Source organism: Streptomyces sp. NPDC029164, assembly GCF_055563995.1.
In genome coordinates this window covers 51,225-65,090 of sequence record NZ_JBVHWW010000019.1, presented here as the reverse complement: position 1 = coordinate 65,090, position 13,866 = coordinate 51,225, and the positions used below count along the sequence as shown (strand labels likewise).

13 protein-coding genes and 1 riboswitch are annotated in these 13,866 nt (G+C 72.4%); of the genes, 11 read left to right on the top strand and 2 right to left on the bottom strand.

Features of this window, described 5'->3' with window-relative positions:
• Positions 1-193 precede the first annotated feature (193 nt).
• A riboswitch (FMN riboswitch) is annotated at positions 194-324 on the top strand.
• Between the two features lie 150 nt (positions 325-474).
• From ribD to ACZ4VT_RS19570, 10 genes are all read left to right on the top strand, one after another.
• Positions 475-1,611, top strand: coding sequence for a bifunctional diaminohydroxyphosphoribosylaminopyrimidine deaminase/5-amino-6-(5-phosphoribosylamino)uracil reductase RibD (ribD, locus tag ACZ4VT_RS19615; RefSeq protein ID WP_467951229.1), 1,137 nt, complete (start codon positions 475-477; stop codon positions 1,609-1,611).
• On the top strand, positions 1,612-2,241 hold the full coding sequence (locus ACZ4VT_RS19610) for a riboflavin synthase (RefSeq protein ID WP_467951227.1): 630 nt from the start codon (positions 1,612-1,614) through the stop codon (positions 2,239-2,241). It begins immediately after the preceding gene.
• Entirely contained in the window at positions 2,238-2,894 is a 657-nt protein-coding gene (locus ACZ4VT_RS19605) for a nicotinamide mononucleotide transporter family protein (protein WP_467951225.1), read from the top strand. The genes ACZ4VT_RS19610 and ACZ4VT_RS19605 overlap by 4 nt, the downstream gene beginning before the upstream one ends.
• Positions 2,891-4,180: a bifunctional 3,4-dihydroxy-2-butanone-4-phosphate synthase/GTP cyclohydrolase II gene (locus ACZ4VT_RS19600; protein WP_467951223.1), complete on the top strand. Its 1,290-nt coding sequence runs from the start codon at positions 2,891-2,893 to the stop codon at positions 4,178-4,180. The genes ACZ4VT_RS19605 and ACZ4VT_RS19600 overlap by 4 nt, the downstream gene beginning before the upstream one ends.
• Positions 4,181-4,234: 54 nt before the next feature.
• Positions 4,235-4,720 carry a 6,7-dimethyl-8-ribityllumazine synthase gene (ribH, locus tag ACZ4VT_RS19595; protein ID WP_007262951.1) on the top strand — a complete coding sequence of 162 codons (486 nt, stop codon included), beginning with the start codon at positions 4,235-4,237 and terminating at the stop codon, positions 4,718-4,720.
• Between the two features lie 58 nt (positions 4,721-4,778).
• Positions 4,779-5,060, top strand: a complete 282-nt coding sequence (locus ACZ4VT_RS19590) for a phosphoribosyl-ATP diphosphatase (protein ID WP_351299314.1) — start codon at positions 4,779-4,781, stop codon at positions 5,058-5,060.
• A 58-nt stretch (positions 5,061-5,118) separates the two neighbouring features.
• Positions 5,119-5,967, top strand: coding sequence for an ATP phosphoribosyltransferase (gene hisG, locus ACZ4VT_RS19585; RefSeq protein ID WP_467951221.1), 849 nt, complete (start codon positions 5,119-5,121; stop codon positions 5,965-5,967).
• Positions 5,968-6,011: 44 nt separating this feature from the next.
• Positions 6,012-6,476, top strand: a complete 465-nt coding sequence (locus ACZ4VT_RS19580; protein ID WP_362815041.1) for a PH domain-containing protein — start codon at positions 6,012-6,014, stop codon at positions 6,474-6,476.
• Between the two features lie 200 nt (positions 6,477-6,676).
• The gene (locus ACZ4VT_RS19575) at positions 6,677-8,107 is read left to right on the top strand and encodes a hemolysin family protein (protein WP_467951219.1); all 1,431 of its coding nucleotides are present in this window, start codon (positions 6,677-6,679) and stop codon (positions 8,105-8,107) included.
• A complete protein-coding gene (locus tag ACZ4VT_RS19570; RefSeq protein ID WP_467951217.1) occupies positions 8,104-9,147 on the top strand; it encodes a hemolysin family protein in 1,044 nt (347 codons plus the stop codon). The genes ACZ4VT_RS19575 and ACZ4VT_RS19570 overlap by 4 nt, the downstream gene beginning before the upstream one ends.
• A gap of 128 nt (positions 9,148-9,275) precedes the next feature.
• Here the strand turns inward: ACZ4VT_RS19570 and ACZ4VT_RS19565 are convergent, their stop codons facing one another.
• The gene (locus ACZ4VT_RS19565; RefSeq protein ID WP_467951216.1) at positions 9,276-11,195 is read right to left on the bottom strand and encodes an AAA family ATPase; all 1,920 of its coding nucleotides are present in this window, start codon (positions 11,193-11,195) and stop codon (positions 9,276-9,278) included.
• Between the two features lie 388 nt (positions 11,196-11,583).
• Positions 11,584-12,291: a uridine kinase family protein gene (locus tag ACZ4VT_RS19560; protein WP_467951215.1), complete on the bottom strand. Its 708-nt coding sequence runs from the start codon at positions 12,289-12,291 to the stop codon at positions 11,584-11,586.
• Between the two features lie 110 nt (positions 12,292-12,401).
• Here ACZ4VT_RS19560 and ACZ4VT_RS19555 point away from each other — a divergent pair, with 110 nt between their 5' ends.
• A complete protein-coding gene (locus tag ACZ4VT_RS19555) occupies positions 12,402-13,778 on the top strand; it encodes a peptidase C39 family protein (protein ID WP_467951213.1) in 1,377 nt (458 codons plus the stop codon).
• The last annotated feature ends 88 nt before the right edge of the window (positions 13,779-13,866 follow it).

Here is a 13,866-nt window from a genome sequence, read left to right as displayed (position 1 = left end):
CACATCTGACGGGCCGTTCCCGGGAAGATGAAGGGAACGTTAAGAGGACTAGACCACCTCGTCAATAGGTCTGGACCAACCCCGTTCCACTTGACAGGGTCCGCACGGACGGCGACTCGCTGTGAGCCAGGCCACACCGCATCACCTGCATGGCGGCGGATCACCCGTGGCAGACTGGCTGGAGTACCAGTAGCAGCGCACTCCGGGGTCGGTGTAATTCCGAACCGGCGGTTACAGTCCGCGACCCGTCCGCAGCCAGCGGCCGGTTGACCAGGTGAGATTCCTGGACCGACGGTTAAAGTCCGGATGGGAGGCAGTGCGCGGCGGGCCAGTCACGGGTACGCCGCCGTCGGCGGTTCATCGGCATATCCCTGCGGACATGCCCGATCGGACCGTTTTTTCGGCCTCGGCGTCCCCCTGTGAGCTGGACCGCTTCATCTGTCGTATCCCGACAGGCCCCGGAGTCCGTGCCCGATGAGGCAGGAGGACCCGGTGGCGACACACGCCGCGCACGCAGCACCCGCATCCGACGCGGGTACCCGTGCCATGCGCCGAGCCGTCGAGCTCGCCGCCCGCGGACTCGGCTCCACCAGCCCCAACCCCGTCGTCGGCTGCGTCATCACCGACGCCGCCGGAACCGTCGTGGGCGAGGGCTGGCACGAGCGCGCCGGCGGCCCGCACGCCGAGGTCAACGCCCTGCGCGCCGCGGGCGCCGCGGCCCGCGGCGGCACCGCCTACGTCACCCTCGAACCCTGCAACCACACCGGCCGTACGGGACCCTGCGCCCGCGCCCTCGTCGAGGCCGGCATCGCCCGCGTGGTCTACGCCGTCTCCGACCCGAACCCGCAGGCCAGCGGCGGCGCGGCCACCCTGCGAGCCGCCGGGGTCGACACCGAGGCCGGGTTCCTGGAAGCAGAGGCCGAGGCCGGCAACACGGCCTGGCTGACCTCCGTACGGCTCGGCCGCCCCCACGTGACCTGGAAGTACGCCGCCACCCTCGACGGCCGCAGCGCCGCGGCCGACGGCACCAGCCGCTGGATCAGCTCCGCCGAGTCCCGCGCGGACGTCCACCGGCTGCGCGCCGAGGCCGACGCCGTCCTGGTGGGCGGCGGCACCCTGCGCGCCGACGACCCGCACCTGGCCGTGCGCGGCATCGACGGAGCCACCCAGCCCCTGCGCGTGGCTCTCGACACCCACGCCGGAATCCTGCCGTCCGCCCGCGTCCTCGACGACTCCGCGCCCACGCTGCTGGTCGTCGCCGAGGACGCCGACACCGGCCACCTGCCCGGCGTCGACGTGCTGCGGCTGCCCCTGCACGACGGCCGGATCCCGATCCACCGGCTCCTGACGGAGCTGTACGCCCGTGGCGTGCGCTCCCTCCTCCTGGAGGGCGGCCCCACCCTGGCGGGCGCCTTCGCCGAGGGCGGGGCCGTCGACCGGGTCGTCGGCTACCTCGCCCCGGCCCTGCTCGGCGCCGGCCCCGCCGCCTTCGGCGACGCGGGCATCACGAACATCTCCCAGGCCGTCCGCCTCGACCTCACCGAGGCCGTCCGCGTGGGCCCCGATCTCCGCATCACCGCCATCCCCACCACCGCCCCGAAGGAGCACTGAGTGTTCACCGGAATCGTCGAAGAACTGGGCGAGGTCACCGCCGTCGAGCAGCTCCAGGAGGCCTCCCGCTTCCGGCTGCGCGGCCCCCTCGTCACCGAGGGCGCCAAGCACGGCGACTCCATCGCCGTCAACGGCGTCTGCCTGACCGTCGTGGAGAGCGCCGACGGCGAGTTCACCGCCGACGTCATGCAGGAGACCCTGAACCGCTCCAGCCTCGGCGCCCTGACCAAGGGCTCCCGGGTCAACCTGGAGCGCCCGATGGCCCTCGGCGGACGGCTCGGCGGCCACCTGGTCCAGGGACACGTGGACGGCACGGGCGAGATCCTCTCCCGGACCCCCTCCGAGCACTGGGAGATCGTCAAGGTCGCCCTCCCGCGGAACCTCGCCCGCTACGTCGTCGAGAAGGGCTCCATCACCGTCGACGGCGTCAGCCTCACCGTGGTCGAGGCCGCCGCCGACTGGTTCACCATCAGCCTCATCCCCACCACCCTCGCCCTGACCACGCTCGGCCACAAGCAGGCCGGCGACCCGGTCAACCTGGAGGTCGACGTCCTCGCGAAGTACGTCGAACGCCTCCTGGCCGCCGGCGTGGACCCGCTGCACGCCAATCCGGCGGGAGACGGCCGGTGACCGCCCTGACCTGGCTCAACGCCGAGGCCTTCACCGCCTTCGGCCAGAAGGTCATCTGGTCCGACATGATCGGCAACCTGATGGGCCTGGCCGCGCTCGCCCTCGGCTGGCGCCGCTCCATATGGACCTGGCCCGCCCAGCTCCTCTCCGGCCTGATCCTCATCGCCGCCTACGCGTCCGCCCACCTCACGGGCGGCATCGGCAAGCAGCTCCTGGTCATCGGCGTGGCCGCGTGGGGCTGGCGCGCCTGGCAGCTCGGCCGCCGGCAGGCCCAGGACGGCTCCATCGCCGTGCGCACCGCCACCTGGAAGGAGCGCGCGCTGCTCCTCGCCGGGGCGGCGCTCGGCACCCTCGCCGTCGGCGGCCTGTTCACGCTCTACCCGGACCTGTCCTGGAGCCCGTGGGCCGACGCCTACATCTTCGTCGGCACCATCGTCGCGATGGTCGCCCAGGCCCGCGGCCTCGTCGAGTTCTGGATCGCCTGGCTCCTCGTCGACCTGGTCGGCGTCCCCCTCGCCTTCAACGGCGGCCTGGCCTTCTCCGGCCTCGTCTACGTCGTGTACTTCGCCCTCGTCGTCTGGGGCGCCTACGACTGGTACCAGCGCTCGCGCACCACCACCCCCGCCACGGCCCTGGAAGGAGCAACGGCATGACCAGCCTCAAGCCCGTGCCCGAGATCCCCGAAGAGACCTTCCTCCTCGACCCCGTCGAGCAGGCCATCCGCGACATCGCGGCGGGCCGGCCGGTCGTCGTCGTCGACGACGAGGACCGCGAGAACGAGGGCGACCTCGTCATCGCCGCCGAGAAGGCCACCCCGGAGATCATCGCCTTCATGATGAGCGAGTGCCGCGGCCTGATCTGCGCCCCCATGGAGGGCCCCGAGCTGGACCGGCTCGAACTCCCCCAGATGGTCCGGAACAACACCGAGTCGATGAAGACCGCCTTCACCGTCTCCGTCGACGCGAGCGCCGCCCACGGCGTCACCACCGGCATCTCGGCCGCCGACCGCGCCACCACCCTGCGGCTCCTCGCCGACGGGGTCTGCGGCCCCGGCGACTTCGTCCGCCCCGGCCACATCTTCCCGCTGCGCGCCAAGCCCGGCGGCGTCCTGGTCCGGGGCGGCCACACCGAGGCCGCCGTCGACCTGGCCCGCCTCGCGGGCCTGCGCCCGGCCGGTGCCATCGTGGAGATCGCCGGCGAGGACGGCGTCATGCTGCGCCTGCCCGAGCTGATCCCCTTCGCCCGCAAGCACGGCCTGACGATCATCTCCATCGAGGACCTGATCGCCTACCGCCGCTCCGCCGAGCCCACCGTGCGCCGCGAGGCCGAGGTCAGCCTGCCGACCGCCTTCGGCGAGTTCACGGCCTTCGGCTACCGCTCCACAGTCGACGGCGTCGAGCACGTCGCCCTCGTCCACGGCGAGATCGGCGACGGCAGCGACCTCCTGGTCCGCATGCACTCCGAATGCCTGACCGGCGACATCTTCGCCTCCCAGCGCTGCGACTGCGGCCCCCAGCTGCACGCCTCCATGGAGCGGATCAAGGCCGAGGGCCGCGGGGTCGTCGTCTACCTGCGCGGCCACGAGGGCCGCGGCATCGGGCTGCTGTCCAAGCTGCGCGCGTACGAGCTCCAGGAGCGCGGCCGCGACACCCTCGACGCCAACCTGGAGCTGGGCCTGCCCGCCGACGCCCGCGACTACGCCGCCGGCGCGCAGATCCTCGCCGACCTCGGCGCGCACACCGTCCGGCTGCTCACCAACAACCCCGACAAATCCGCCGCGCTCGTCCGGCACGGCATCGAGGTCACCGGCCGGGAGGCCATGCCGGTCGAGGCCGGCGAGCACAATCTGCGGTACCTGCGCACCAAGCGGGACCGGATGGGCCACGACCTGCCCTGGCTGGACGGGCCCGTGACCACGTCCGCCTGCGGCAACCAGTAAGCACGCACCACCACCACCCGTACGTACATCCACGAACCACCGAGGAGCAGAGCTGTGAGCGGCAAGGGCGCACCCGAACTGAGCGTGAAGAACTGCGGAGACCTCCGAGTCGCCGTGATCGCGGCCCAGTGGCACGAGAAGGTCATGGACGGACTGGTCGACGGCGCCCTGCGGGCCCTGCACGAGCTGGGCATCGACGAGCCCACCCTGCTGCGCGTCCCCGGCAGCTTCGAGCTGCCGGTCGTGGCGAAGGTACTGGCCGGTCGCGGTTACGATGCCATCGTCGCGCTCGGCGTGGTCATCCGCGGCGGCACCCCGCACTTCGACTACGTCTGCCAGGGCGTCACCCAGGGCCTGGTACAGGTGTCGATCGACACCGGAGTCCCCGTCGGCTTCGGCGTACTGACCTGCGACAACGACGAGCAGGCGCTGGACCGCGCCGGGCTCGAGGGATCGAACGAGGACAAGGGGCACGAAGCGGTCACCGCCGCCGTCTCCACCGCCATGACCCTGCGGACCGTCAGCGAACCCTGGCGCTAGTCCAAGGAGTGAACCCCGGCACGGGGACACCCGGGTGAGCCCGTACCCTAAGGACATCATGGCGAACAAACCCTCCAAGAGCTTCGAAGACCTCTTCACCGAGCTCCAGCTCAAGGCCGCCAACGGCGACCCCAGCACCTCCCGTACCGCCGAGCTCGTCCACCAGGGCGTCCATGCCATCGGCAAGAAGGTCGTCGAGGAGGCCGCCGAGGTCTGGATGGCCGCCGAGTACGAGGGCAAGGAAGCCGCCGCCGAGGAGATCTCCCAGCTGCTCTACCACGTCCAGGTGATGATGGTGGCGCGCGGGATCTCCCTCGACGACGTCTACGCGCACCTCTGAGCTCCGGCCCGTACACCCACCCGTAAGCACGCACCACCCACGCATCAAAGGAAGCCCCATGCTGCGCATCGCCGTCCCCAACAAGGGTTCTCTCTCCGGACCGGCGTCGGCGATGCTCCATGAGGCCGGCTACCGGATGCGCAAGGAGTCCAAGGAGCTCGTGGTCGTCGACCCCGGGAACGAGGTGGAGTTCTTCTACCTCCGCCCCAAGGACATCGCGATCTATGTCTCCTCGGGCAAGCTCGACATCGGCATCACCGGCCGGGACCTGCTGCTCGACTCCGGCGCCAGCGCCGAGGAGATCCTGCCGCTGAACTTCGGCCGGTCCACCTTCCGCTACGCCACCACCCCCGGCACCGCGAAGGGCCCCGAGGACTTCAACGGGATGACGATCGCGACCTCGTACGAGGGAATCGTCGCCAAGCACCTCGCCGAGAAGGGGATCGACGCCTCCGTCGTCCACCTCGACGGCGCGGTCGAGACCGCCATCCAGCTCGGCGTCGCCCAGATCATCGCGGACGTCGTCGAGACCGGCACCAGCCTGCGCAACGCGGGCCTGGAGGTCATCGGCGAGCCGATCCTCACCTCCGAGGCCGTCGTCATCCGCGGCAACGGCGCCGACGCCGACGACCCGCAGGTCCAGCAGTTCCTGCGGCGCCTGCAGGGCGTCCTGGTCGCCCGCAGCTACGTGATGATGGACTACGACTGCCGCGCCGAGCACCTGGAGCGCGCGGTCGCCCTCACCCCGGGCCTGGAGTCGCCGACCGTCTCCCCGCTGCACAACGAAGGCTGGGTCGCGGTCCGCGCCATGGTCCCGGCCAAGGAGGCCCAGCGGATCATGGACGACCTGTACGAGCTCGGCGCGCGCGCGATCCTCACCACGTCGATCCACGCCTGCCGGCTCTGACCCGTCCCACCCGCACCACCACCGCAGAAGGCATCCGAACCACCATGGCCGAGTCCGCCGCCCAGCACCGAACCCCCGCCCTGCCGGTCACCTTCCGGCCGAACCGGACCCGGGCCGTCCTGCTGGGCGTCGGGACCGCCATGTTCGTGACCATCGGATCGATCTCCTTCCTCCTGGAGAACCTCAGCACGGGGGAGCGGATCAGCTTCCTGTTCACCGCCGTCCTGCTGAGCTCCGTCCTCGTCCTGCTCAGCCGCCCCAAGGTGGTCGCGGACGAGGCCGGCGTCACCGTCGTCAACATCACCACCACCCGCCGGCTGGAGTGGGCGCAGATCCTGCGCGTCAATCTCCGCCCCGGCGACCCGTGGGTGTTCCTGGACCTCAACGACGGCACCAGCCTGCCCGTCCTCGGCATCCAGCCGGGCGTCGCCAAGCAGCAGGCGATCGGCGACGCCCGCGCCCTGCGCGCGCTCGCCGAGAGCCGCGGAACCGGTGCGAACGACCACTGAGACCACCGATCCTCGTCGCTGCGTACCGTTGCGGCCGGGATCTCAATGACTACCCTGGTGGCGGGGCGCAACTGTGCGCCCTCCCACCGGCCCCGGGACCCCGAGGCCCGTGGGCACCTGCGACTCGAGGAGTGACTCCCTCCAGCAATGGACGGATCGTCCGGTAGTACCCGCGCCGCCCTCCCTCCGGAGGCGGCGGCATGACCATTCCGCTACTCCTGCTCGCGGCGGCATTCGCCCTGATCCTCGCCAACGGTTTCTTCGTGGCAGCCGAATTCGGCCTCGTCACCGTGGAGAGACCCGAGGCCGAGCGCGCCGCAGCCGACGGTGACCGCCGTGCCCGCACGGTGGTCAAGGCCCTGAGAGAGCTCTCCTTCCAGCTCTCGGGCACCCAGCTCGGCATCACCATCACCTCCCTCGTGGTCGGCATGCTCGCCGAACCCGCCCTCGCCGCACTGCTGGCCGGGCCGATCGGCGCGACCGGTCTGCCACGGGGCGCCGTCCCCGGCGTCGCCGTCGTCATCGGCATGCTGCTCGCCTCCGCCGTCCAGATGGTCGTCGGCGAGCTCGTCCCGAAGAACTGGGCGGTCTCCCGGCCGCTCCAGGTGGCCCGCTTCGTCGCCGGCCCCCAGAACGCCTTCTCCCGCGCCTTCCGGCCGGTCATCGCCGGCCTCAACGCCGTCGCCAACCGGCTCGTCCGGGCGCTCGGCGTGGAGCCGACCGAGGAGATGGCCTCCGCCCGGACCCCCGGCGAACTGGTCTCCCTGGTCCGCCATTCGGCCCAGGCCGGCGCCCTCGAACAGGACACCGCCGACCTCTTCGTACGGACCCTCTCGCTGGGCGAGCTCACGGCCCAGCACGTCATGACCCCCCGGGTGAAGGTCAGCGCCCTGATGCACACGGCCACCGCGGCCGACGTGCTCAACCTGACCCGCGCCACGGGCCTGTCCCGCTTCCCGGTCTACCGCGACCGCATCGACGAGGTCACCGGCGTGGTCCACCTCAAGGACGCCCTCGCCGTGCCCGAGTCCGAGCGCGACCGCACCACCGTGAGCCGGATCTGCGTCGCCCCGCTGCTGGTGCCCGGCTCCCTGCCGGTGCAGCCGCTGCTGGAACGGTTGCGCAGCGAACAGCCGATGGCCGTGGTCGTCGACGAGTATGGCGGCACCGCCGGCGTGGTCACCCTGGAGGACATCGTCGAGGAACTCGTCGGCGAGGTCCGCGACGAGCACGACCTCGCCGAGGACGAGAGCCCCGAACTGGCCGCCGTACCGGCCGAGGACGGCCGCCCCTCCTGGGAGGCCGACGGCAGCTGCCGGGTGCAGACCCTGCGCCGGATAGGCCTGGAGGTGCCCGAAGGCCCGTACGAGACCGTCGCGGGCCTCGTCGCCGACCTGCTCGGCCGGATCCCCGCCCCCGGGGACCGCGCCGACCTCCCCGGCTGGAAGCTGTCCGTCCGCCAGGTCGGCCGCAACCGCGCCGAGCGCGTGCGCCTGGTCCGCCTGACGGCGGTGCCCGCGGCCGGCCCGTACCGGCCCGCCTCCGCCGCCGACGGAGCCGCCCTGCTCGGCTCCGGCCGCCACGGCGAAGCCGTCCCGCAGCGGGCCGAGCTGGAAGGCGCCTCCCGATGAACGCGCTCCAGCTCCTCTTCGCCCTGCTGCTGGTCCTCGCCAACGGCTTCTTCGTCGGCGCCGAGTTCGCACTCGTCTCCGTACGGCGCAGCCAGATCGAGCCCCTCGCCGCCGAGTCCAAGCGGGCCCGCCAGGTGCTCCACGGCCTGGAGAACCTGCCCCGCATGATGGCCGCCGCGCAGTTCGGCATCACCATCTGCTCCCTCACCCTCGGCGCGGTCGCCGAGCCCACCGTGGCCCGGCTGCTGGAGCCCGTCTTCCACGCCGTTCACGTACCGCAGGGCCTGATCCACCCCCTCGGCTACGCCCTCGCGCTGGCCGCCGTGGTCTTCCTGCACCTGGTCATCGGCGAGATGCTCCCCAAGAACCTCGCCATGGCCGCCCCCGAGAAGACCGCCCTGTGGTTCAGCCCCGGCCTGGTCGCCTTCGCCCGCCTGTGCGGGCCGGTCACGACCGCGCTCGGCGCCTGCGCCAAGCTCGTCCTGAAGCTCTTCAAGGTCGAACCCAAGGACGAGGTCGAGGCCGTCTACACCTCCGCCCAGCTCGGCCGCCTCCTCAAGGACTCCCGGCAGGCCGGGCTCCTGGAGCCGGTCGAGCAGGAGCGGCTGGAGGACGCCCTCGAACTGGGCAGCCGGCCCGTCACCGACGTCCTCCTCGACCGGGACCGCCTGGTCACGGTCGGCCCCGACGTGACCCCGCGCCAGATCGAGCAGCTGACCGTGCGCACCGGCTACTCCCGCTTCCCCGTCCGCGCCGCCAGCGGCGCCTTCATGGGCTACCTGCACGTCAAGGACGTACTGGACCTGGAGGACCGGGAACGGGCCGTGCCCCAGCGGGTCTGGCGCCGGATGACCACGCTGTGCGCCACCGTCCCGCTGGACGACGCCCTCGGCGTCATGCGCCGCGACGCCACCCACCTGGCGCAGGTCGCCGACCCGGGCGGCCGCGTCCTGGGCCTGGTCGCCCTGGAGGACGTCCTGGAAATGCTGGTCGGCGAGGTCCGCGACCCGTCCCACCGCGCGTACGTGCGGGGCGCGTAGCCGCAGCTGCGGGGCTCCGCCACCGGACCCCGGTCCTCACACGCCGGACGGGCTGAAAAGATCCGGCCTCGCCGGCGTTTGAGGCGCGGGGGTCCGGGGGCGGAGCCCCCGATCTTGCCGCGCAGCGGCTACAGCGGCGGCGGCTCCGGCCGTTCCTGCGGGCCGCGCCCGGACAGGACCTCCCCGTACGCCTGCATCAGGTCCGGCAGCCGGAGCGTGGCGAGGTCGTCCCGCGACGGATCCCCCGCGAAGCCCGCCAGCCGCAGATCCCGGTACGCGCAGCTCTTCTCGTACAGCGTCCGCAGGAACCGCCCGTTGCCGAGCTCGTCGATCCAGCCCTGCTCCACCACGTGCCCGCTGATGCTCCGCAGTTCCTCCAGGGCCTCCTCGTCCCAGTGGTCCCCGTTCGCGTCCGCCAGGACCCCGCCGATGGCGGTCAGCTCCAGCGGCCGGTAGCTGGGGAAGTCCACCCGGGTGGTGAACCGCGAGGACAGCCCCGGATTGGCCGCCAGCAGCCGGTCCATCCCGGCCGGGTAGCCCGCCAGGATCACCACCAGGTGGTCCCGGTTGTCCTCGGCCCGCTTGAGCAGCACCTGCAGGGCCTCGTCGCCGTACGCGTCGCCCTTGCTGTAGCCCGAGTTGGACAGCGAGTACGCCTCGTCCACGAACAGCACCCCGCCGATCGCCGAATCGATCAGCTCGTTCGCCTTCACCGCGGTCTGCCCCAGGAACTCGCCCACCAGATCCGCCCGCTGGGCCTCCACCAGATGGTCGCCGCCCAGCAGCCCCAGCGCGTAGAAGACCCGCCCCAGGATCCGCGCCACCGTCGTCTTCCCCGTCCCCGACGGCCCCGAGAAGACGAAGTGGCGTTTCGGCGGCTGCACCGGCAGCCCCTGGCCCGCCCTCAGCCGCGCCATGTGCAGCTGCGCCGAGAGCGCCTTCACCTGCCGTTTGACCGGTTCCAGGCCCACCATCCGCTCCAGCTCCGCGAGCGCCTCGGCGAGCGCCACCGGGTCGGACGGACCGGCCGGCAGCCCCTCGGGCGCGCCCTGCGGCGGGACGGGCACCTTGCGCCGCGCGCCCTCCGCCCGGCCCGCCGGGGGCGTCGGCGGGGCCAGCGGGTCGGGCTCGGCCTGGTTGTCGGCCGCGATGTCCTGGACGGGCCCGCCGCCCAGGGCGACCGCCGCGAAGTCCCCGCCGGCGGGGGAGGGGCCGTGCCCGGCGTAGCCCCCGTACCCGGCGTACCCCGCCAGGCCCGCCAGATCGGCCATGCCGTCCGTGTCGTCGCCGTCCTCGATGGCCGTCAGCCGGGCCGCGGTGTCCATGAACGAGGGATCCACCCGGTGCACCGCCCGGTACAGCGGCAGCGCCGCCGCACTGCGCCCGGTGCCCTCGTGCGCACGCGCCAGCCAGTACCGCAGCTCCTTGCGCTGCGGCTGCTCACTGCGACATCGCATCAGCGCCGCCGACAGCATCGGCTCCGCCTGCCCGTACATCTCCAGCCGGACCCGGGCCATCCCGCCGAACAGGCCCGCCTCGATCCCCAGCAGCGGATCGTTCACCAGCGGCTCGGTGTGCCGGACCAGCTGCTCCCAGTCCTTGACCAGATAGGCCCGGCAGGCGTGCAGGAACCGCACCTGCGCGTCGGTGTCCACCGGCGGCAGCGCCGCGAGGGCCTGGTCCAGCTCGGGCACGTGGCGGCCGTCCAGCCAGTGCGAGGCATGGGCGAGCAGCAGGTCCCGCCGGCTCTCCAGCACCGGCTGCACCCACCAGCCCAGCCAGTACCAGGAGTTCAGCGTCCTCCGGTGCCGGGCCCGCTGTTCGCCGAAGCGGTCCCGGTGCGCGTACATCCGGAGTAACGCGTTGCCGGTGTCGACCCGCAGCGCGTGCAGCCCCAGCCAGGCGTCGGCCATCGAGGGATCGAGTCGTACGGCCGCCCGGAACTCCTCCTCGGCCTGCGGATACGCGCCCATGGTGCAGGCGTCGACTCCGCGCAGCCAGGCGAGTTCGGCCGGGGCGTGCATGCTGCCCGGCGTGCCGAAATCCATCACTTCCCCCACAAGCCTGCCCCCGTGGTGCGCGGCAACCCCCGCTTCGAGCGCGCGAGTTGCCCATTGCGCCGATGAAATCAGGGCTGCATCGTACCTGCGGTTTCGCACCTTACGTAGGGCGCGACAGGCCGGGTTCGCGCGTGCGCCCCAAGAGCATCCGGTGACTCAGGGTGAAGAACCGGGGCGGATTCGCCGGGTGGGAAGCCGCGCGGAGGGATGTGCGGAGGGATGTGTGGGCAGAACGAAGCCCCCGATCACGGGGGAACAATCGGGGGCTTCGTGTCCGCGGCAGCCGTTAAAGGCGCGCATTCAGAACGTAAGGCCGGTGCGGGCCCCAGGTCAAGCAGGTCGGTGGAGGCCCGGCGGAGAGGATTTCCAGGCCGGCTCAGGCCCGGGGGAGTTCGTCACCCTCGGTCACGGAAGCGGTGGTTCCCACCGTCGCTCCGGTCCCGGAAGACCACTCGTATCCCGTACCGCTCTGGCGCACCAGGGTGTCGGCGAAGGGGCGCGAAGGATCACTGGAGAAGTGCGCGCGCTCCGCGCGCTCCCATCCGTCCCAGAAGTCGGAAAGTTCACGCCCGTCCCGTTTTCGCCCCCGCATCCAGGACTGCGCACGCGGCGTCTCCATCCACAGCAGCCGCGCCAGATGCGGCCGCAGCGCCCGCCGCCCGGCCCCGACCCCCTCGATCAGCAGCACCGGCGCCGGCTCCAGCACCCGCTCCGGCCCGAAGCGGCGCTCCACCCAGTCGTACGGGGCCCAGTGCGCGGGCCGTCCCGCGGCGAGCGGCTCCAGCACCTGCGCCCGCAGCCGCTCCTCCCAGCCGAACAGCTCCTCGTGACTGGCCACGTCGTCCAGGTGCAGCACGGGCGCACTCTGCGGGGGGAGCCCCAGCGGCGGATGACCCGGCAGCGGGTGTCCCAGCGGAGGGTGTCCCAGCGGCGGGTGCCCCAGCGCTTCGGCGAGCCGCCCCGCGAAGGTGCTCTTGCCGGATCCGGCGTGCCCGTCGATCCCGATCAGGCGCACCGGGCCGAGGGAGGGCGGCAACGCGGCAAGCTCCCGTGCGAGTGACTCAAGTGACTGCTGTGGCTCCACCCGACCAGCGTAGACAAGCCCGACACGACCCCTGGCTTCGGCCTCCGGCCGCCGGGAACTGGAAGGGTGAAGCCACCGAAGCGCCGACCCACCCCCTGGGGGAACCCGCGATGACAGCATCCACGCCACGCAGGGCCGTACTCGTCGCCGCGCTCGCGGTCGCCACCGCGGCCACCGCGGCCACCGCCGCCGGCGTCCCCGGCGGCAGCGCCTCGGCTGCCTCCCCGCCGTCCCCGCGGGCATCGGGCCGCACCGTCGACAACCGCTTCTGGTACTCCCTCGCCCACTGGCTGGCCGGCACCCACCGGGGCACCACCGCCGTCGGCGGTGCCCGCCCCGGACTGGAGATCAAGACCGCCGCCGGCCGCACCGAGTACGCCGACCCGCACACCGGGAAGAAGAGCGTCTGGGAGTACGCCACCTGGACCTCCCCGGTGCACCGCTCCACCGTGCCCGCCACCGAGGCGATCGCCTCCTGGAACGCCCGTACCCCGGCCGGCACCTGGATCCAGATCGAGCTGCGCGGCACCTACACCGACGGCACCGTCACCCCCTGGTACGTGATGGGGCGGTGGGCCTCCGGCGACCGCGACATCCGCCGCACCTCCGTGGACGGCCAGACCGACGGGAAGTCCACGGTCTGGACCGACACCCTCGCCGTCGACGCCCCGGCCGCGGCCGCCGGGCTGCGGATCGGGGACTGGCAGCTGCGCCTGACCCTGCACCGCAAGCCGGGCGCGGACCGCGGCCCCACCGTGTGGCTGGCGGGCGCCATGGCCTCCGACGTCCCGGACCGGTTCACCGTCCCCGCCTCCACCCCCTCCGGCCGTGCCCACGAGCTGAAGGTCCCGCGCTACTCGCAGGAGATCCACGCCGGGCGATACCCCGAGTACGACAACGGGGGCGAGGCCTGGTGCAGCCCCGCCTCCTCGCAGATGATCATCGAGTACTGGGGCGGCAAGGCCAGCGCCACCGCCCTGACCTGGGTGAACCCGAGGTACTCCGACCCGCAGGTCTGCCACGCGGCCCGCTCCACCTACGACGCCGCCTTCAAGGGCTGCGGCAACTGGCCCCTCAACGCCGCGTACGCGGCCACCTATCGCGGGCTCGGCGGCGTCGTCACCCGGCTCACCTCCCTGACCGAACTGGAGACCCTGGTCGCGGCCGGCATCCCGGCCATCACCTCGCAGTCCTTCCGCCCGGAGGAACTCACCGGCGCGGGCTACGGCACCGCGGGCCACCTGATGACCGTCATCGGCTTCACGGCCGCCGGGGACGTGATCGCCAACGACCCCAACTCGCCCGACAACCCCTCCGTCCGCCGCGTCTACGAGCGCGCCGAATGGGAGACGATCTGGCTCCGGACCAAGCGCCACAGCACCACCGGCAAGGTCGCCTCGGGCAGCGGAGGCATCTGCTACCTCTACGTGCCGGCGGCCCCGGGGGCGGCCCAGACGGCGGCGCTCACGGCGGTCGGTGTGTTCTGAGCAAGGTCAGAGCAAGGTCAGAGAAGGGTCAGAGAAGGGTCAGAGCAAGCTCTCGGCAGGGTCTGGGCAAGGCCTGAGCAAGGTCTGC

Excerpts from the sequence above, each read along its gene's own strand:
- ACZ4VT_RS19580 (WP_362815041.1), top strand. The coding sequence starts at position 6,012 with ATGGCCGAGTCCGCCGCCCAGCACCGAACCCCCGCCCTGCCGGTCACC.
- hisG (WP_467951221.1), top strand. The coding sequence starts at position 5,119 with ATGCTGCGCATCGCCGTCCCCAACAAGGGTTCTCTCTCCGGACCGGCG.
- ACZ4VT_RS19565 (WP_467951216.1), bottom strand. The coding sequence starts at position 11,195 with ATGGATTTCGGCACGCCGGGCAGCATGCACGCCCCGGCCGAACTCGCC.
- ribD (WP_467951229.1), top strand. The coding sequence starts at position 475 with ATGAGGCAGGAGGACCCGGTGGCGACACACGCCGCGCACGCAGCACCC.
- ACZ4VT_RS19590 (WP_351299314.1), top strand. The coding sequence starts at position 4,779 with ATGGCGAACAAACCCTCCAAGAGCTTCGAAGACCTCTTCACCGAGCTC.
- ACZ4VT_RS19600 (WP_467951223.1), top strand. The coding sequence starts at position 2,891 with ATGACCAGCCTCAAGCCCGTGCCCGAGATCCCCGAAGAGACCTTCCTC.
- ACZ4VT_RS19570 (WP_467951217.1), top strand. The coding sequence starts at position 8,104 with ATGAACGCGCTCCAGCTCCTCTTCGCCCTGCTGCTGGTCCTCGCCAAC.
- ACZ4VT_RS19555 (WP_467951213.1), top strand. The coding sequence starts at position 12,402 with ATGACAGCATCCACGCCACGCAGGGCCGTACTCGTCGCCGCGCTCGCG.
- ACZ4VT_RS19575 (WP_467951219.1), top strand. The coding sequence starts at position 6,677 with ATGACCATTCCGCTACTCCTGCTCGCGGCGGCATTCGCCCTGATCCTC.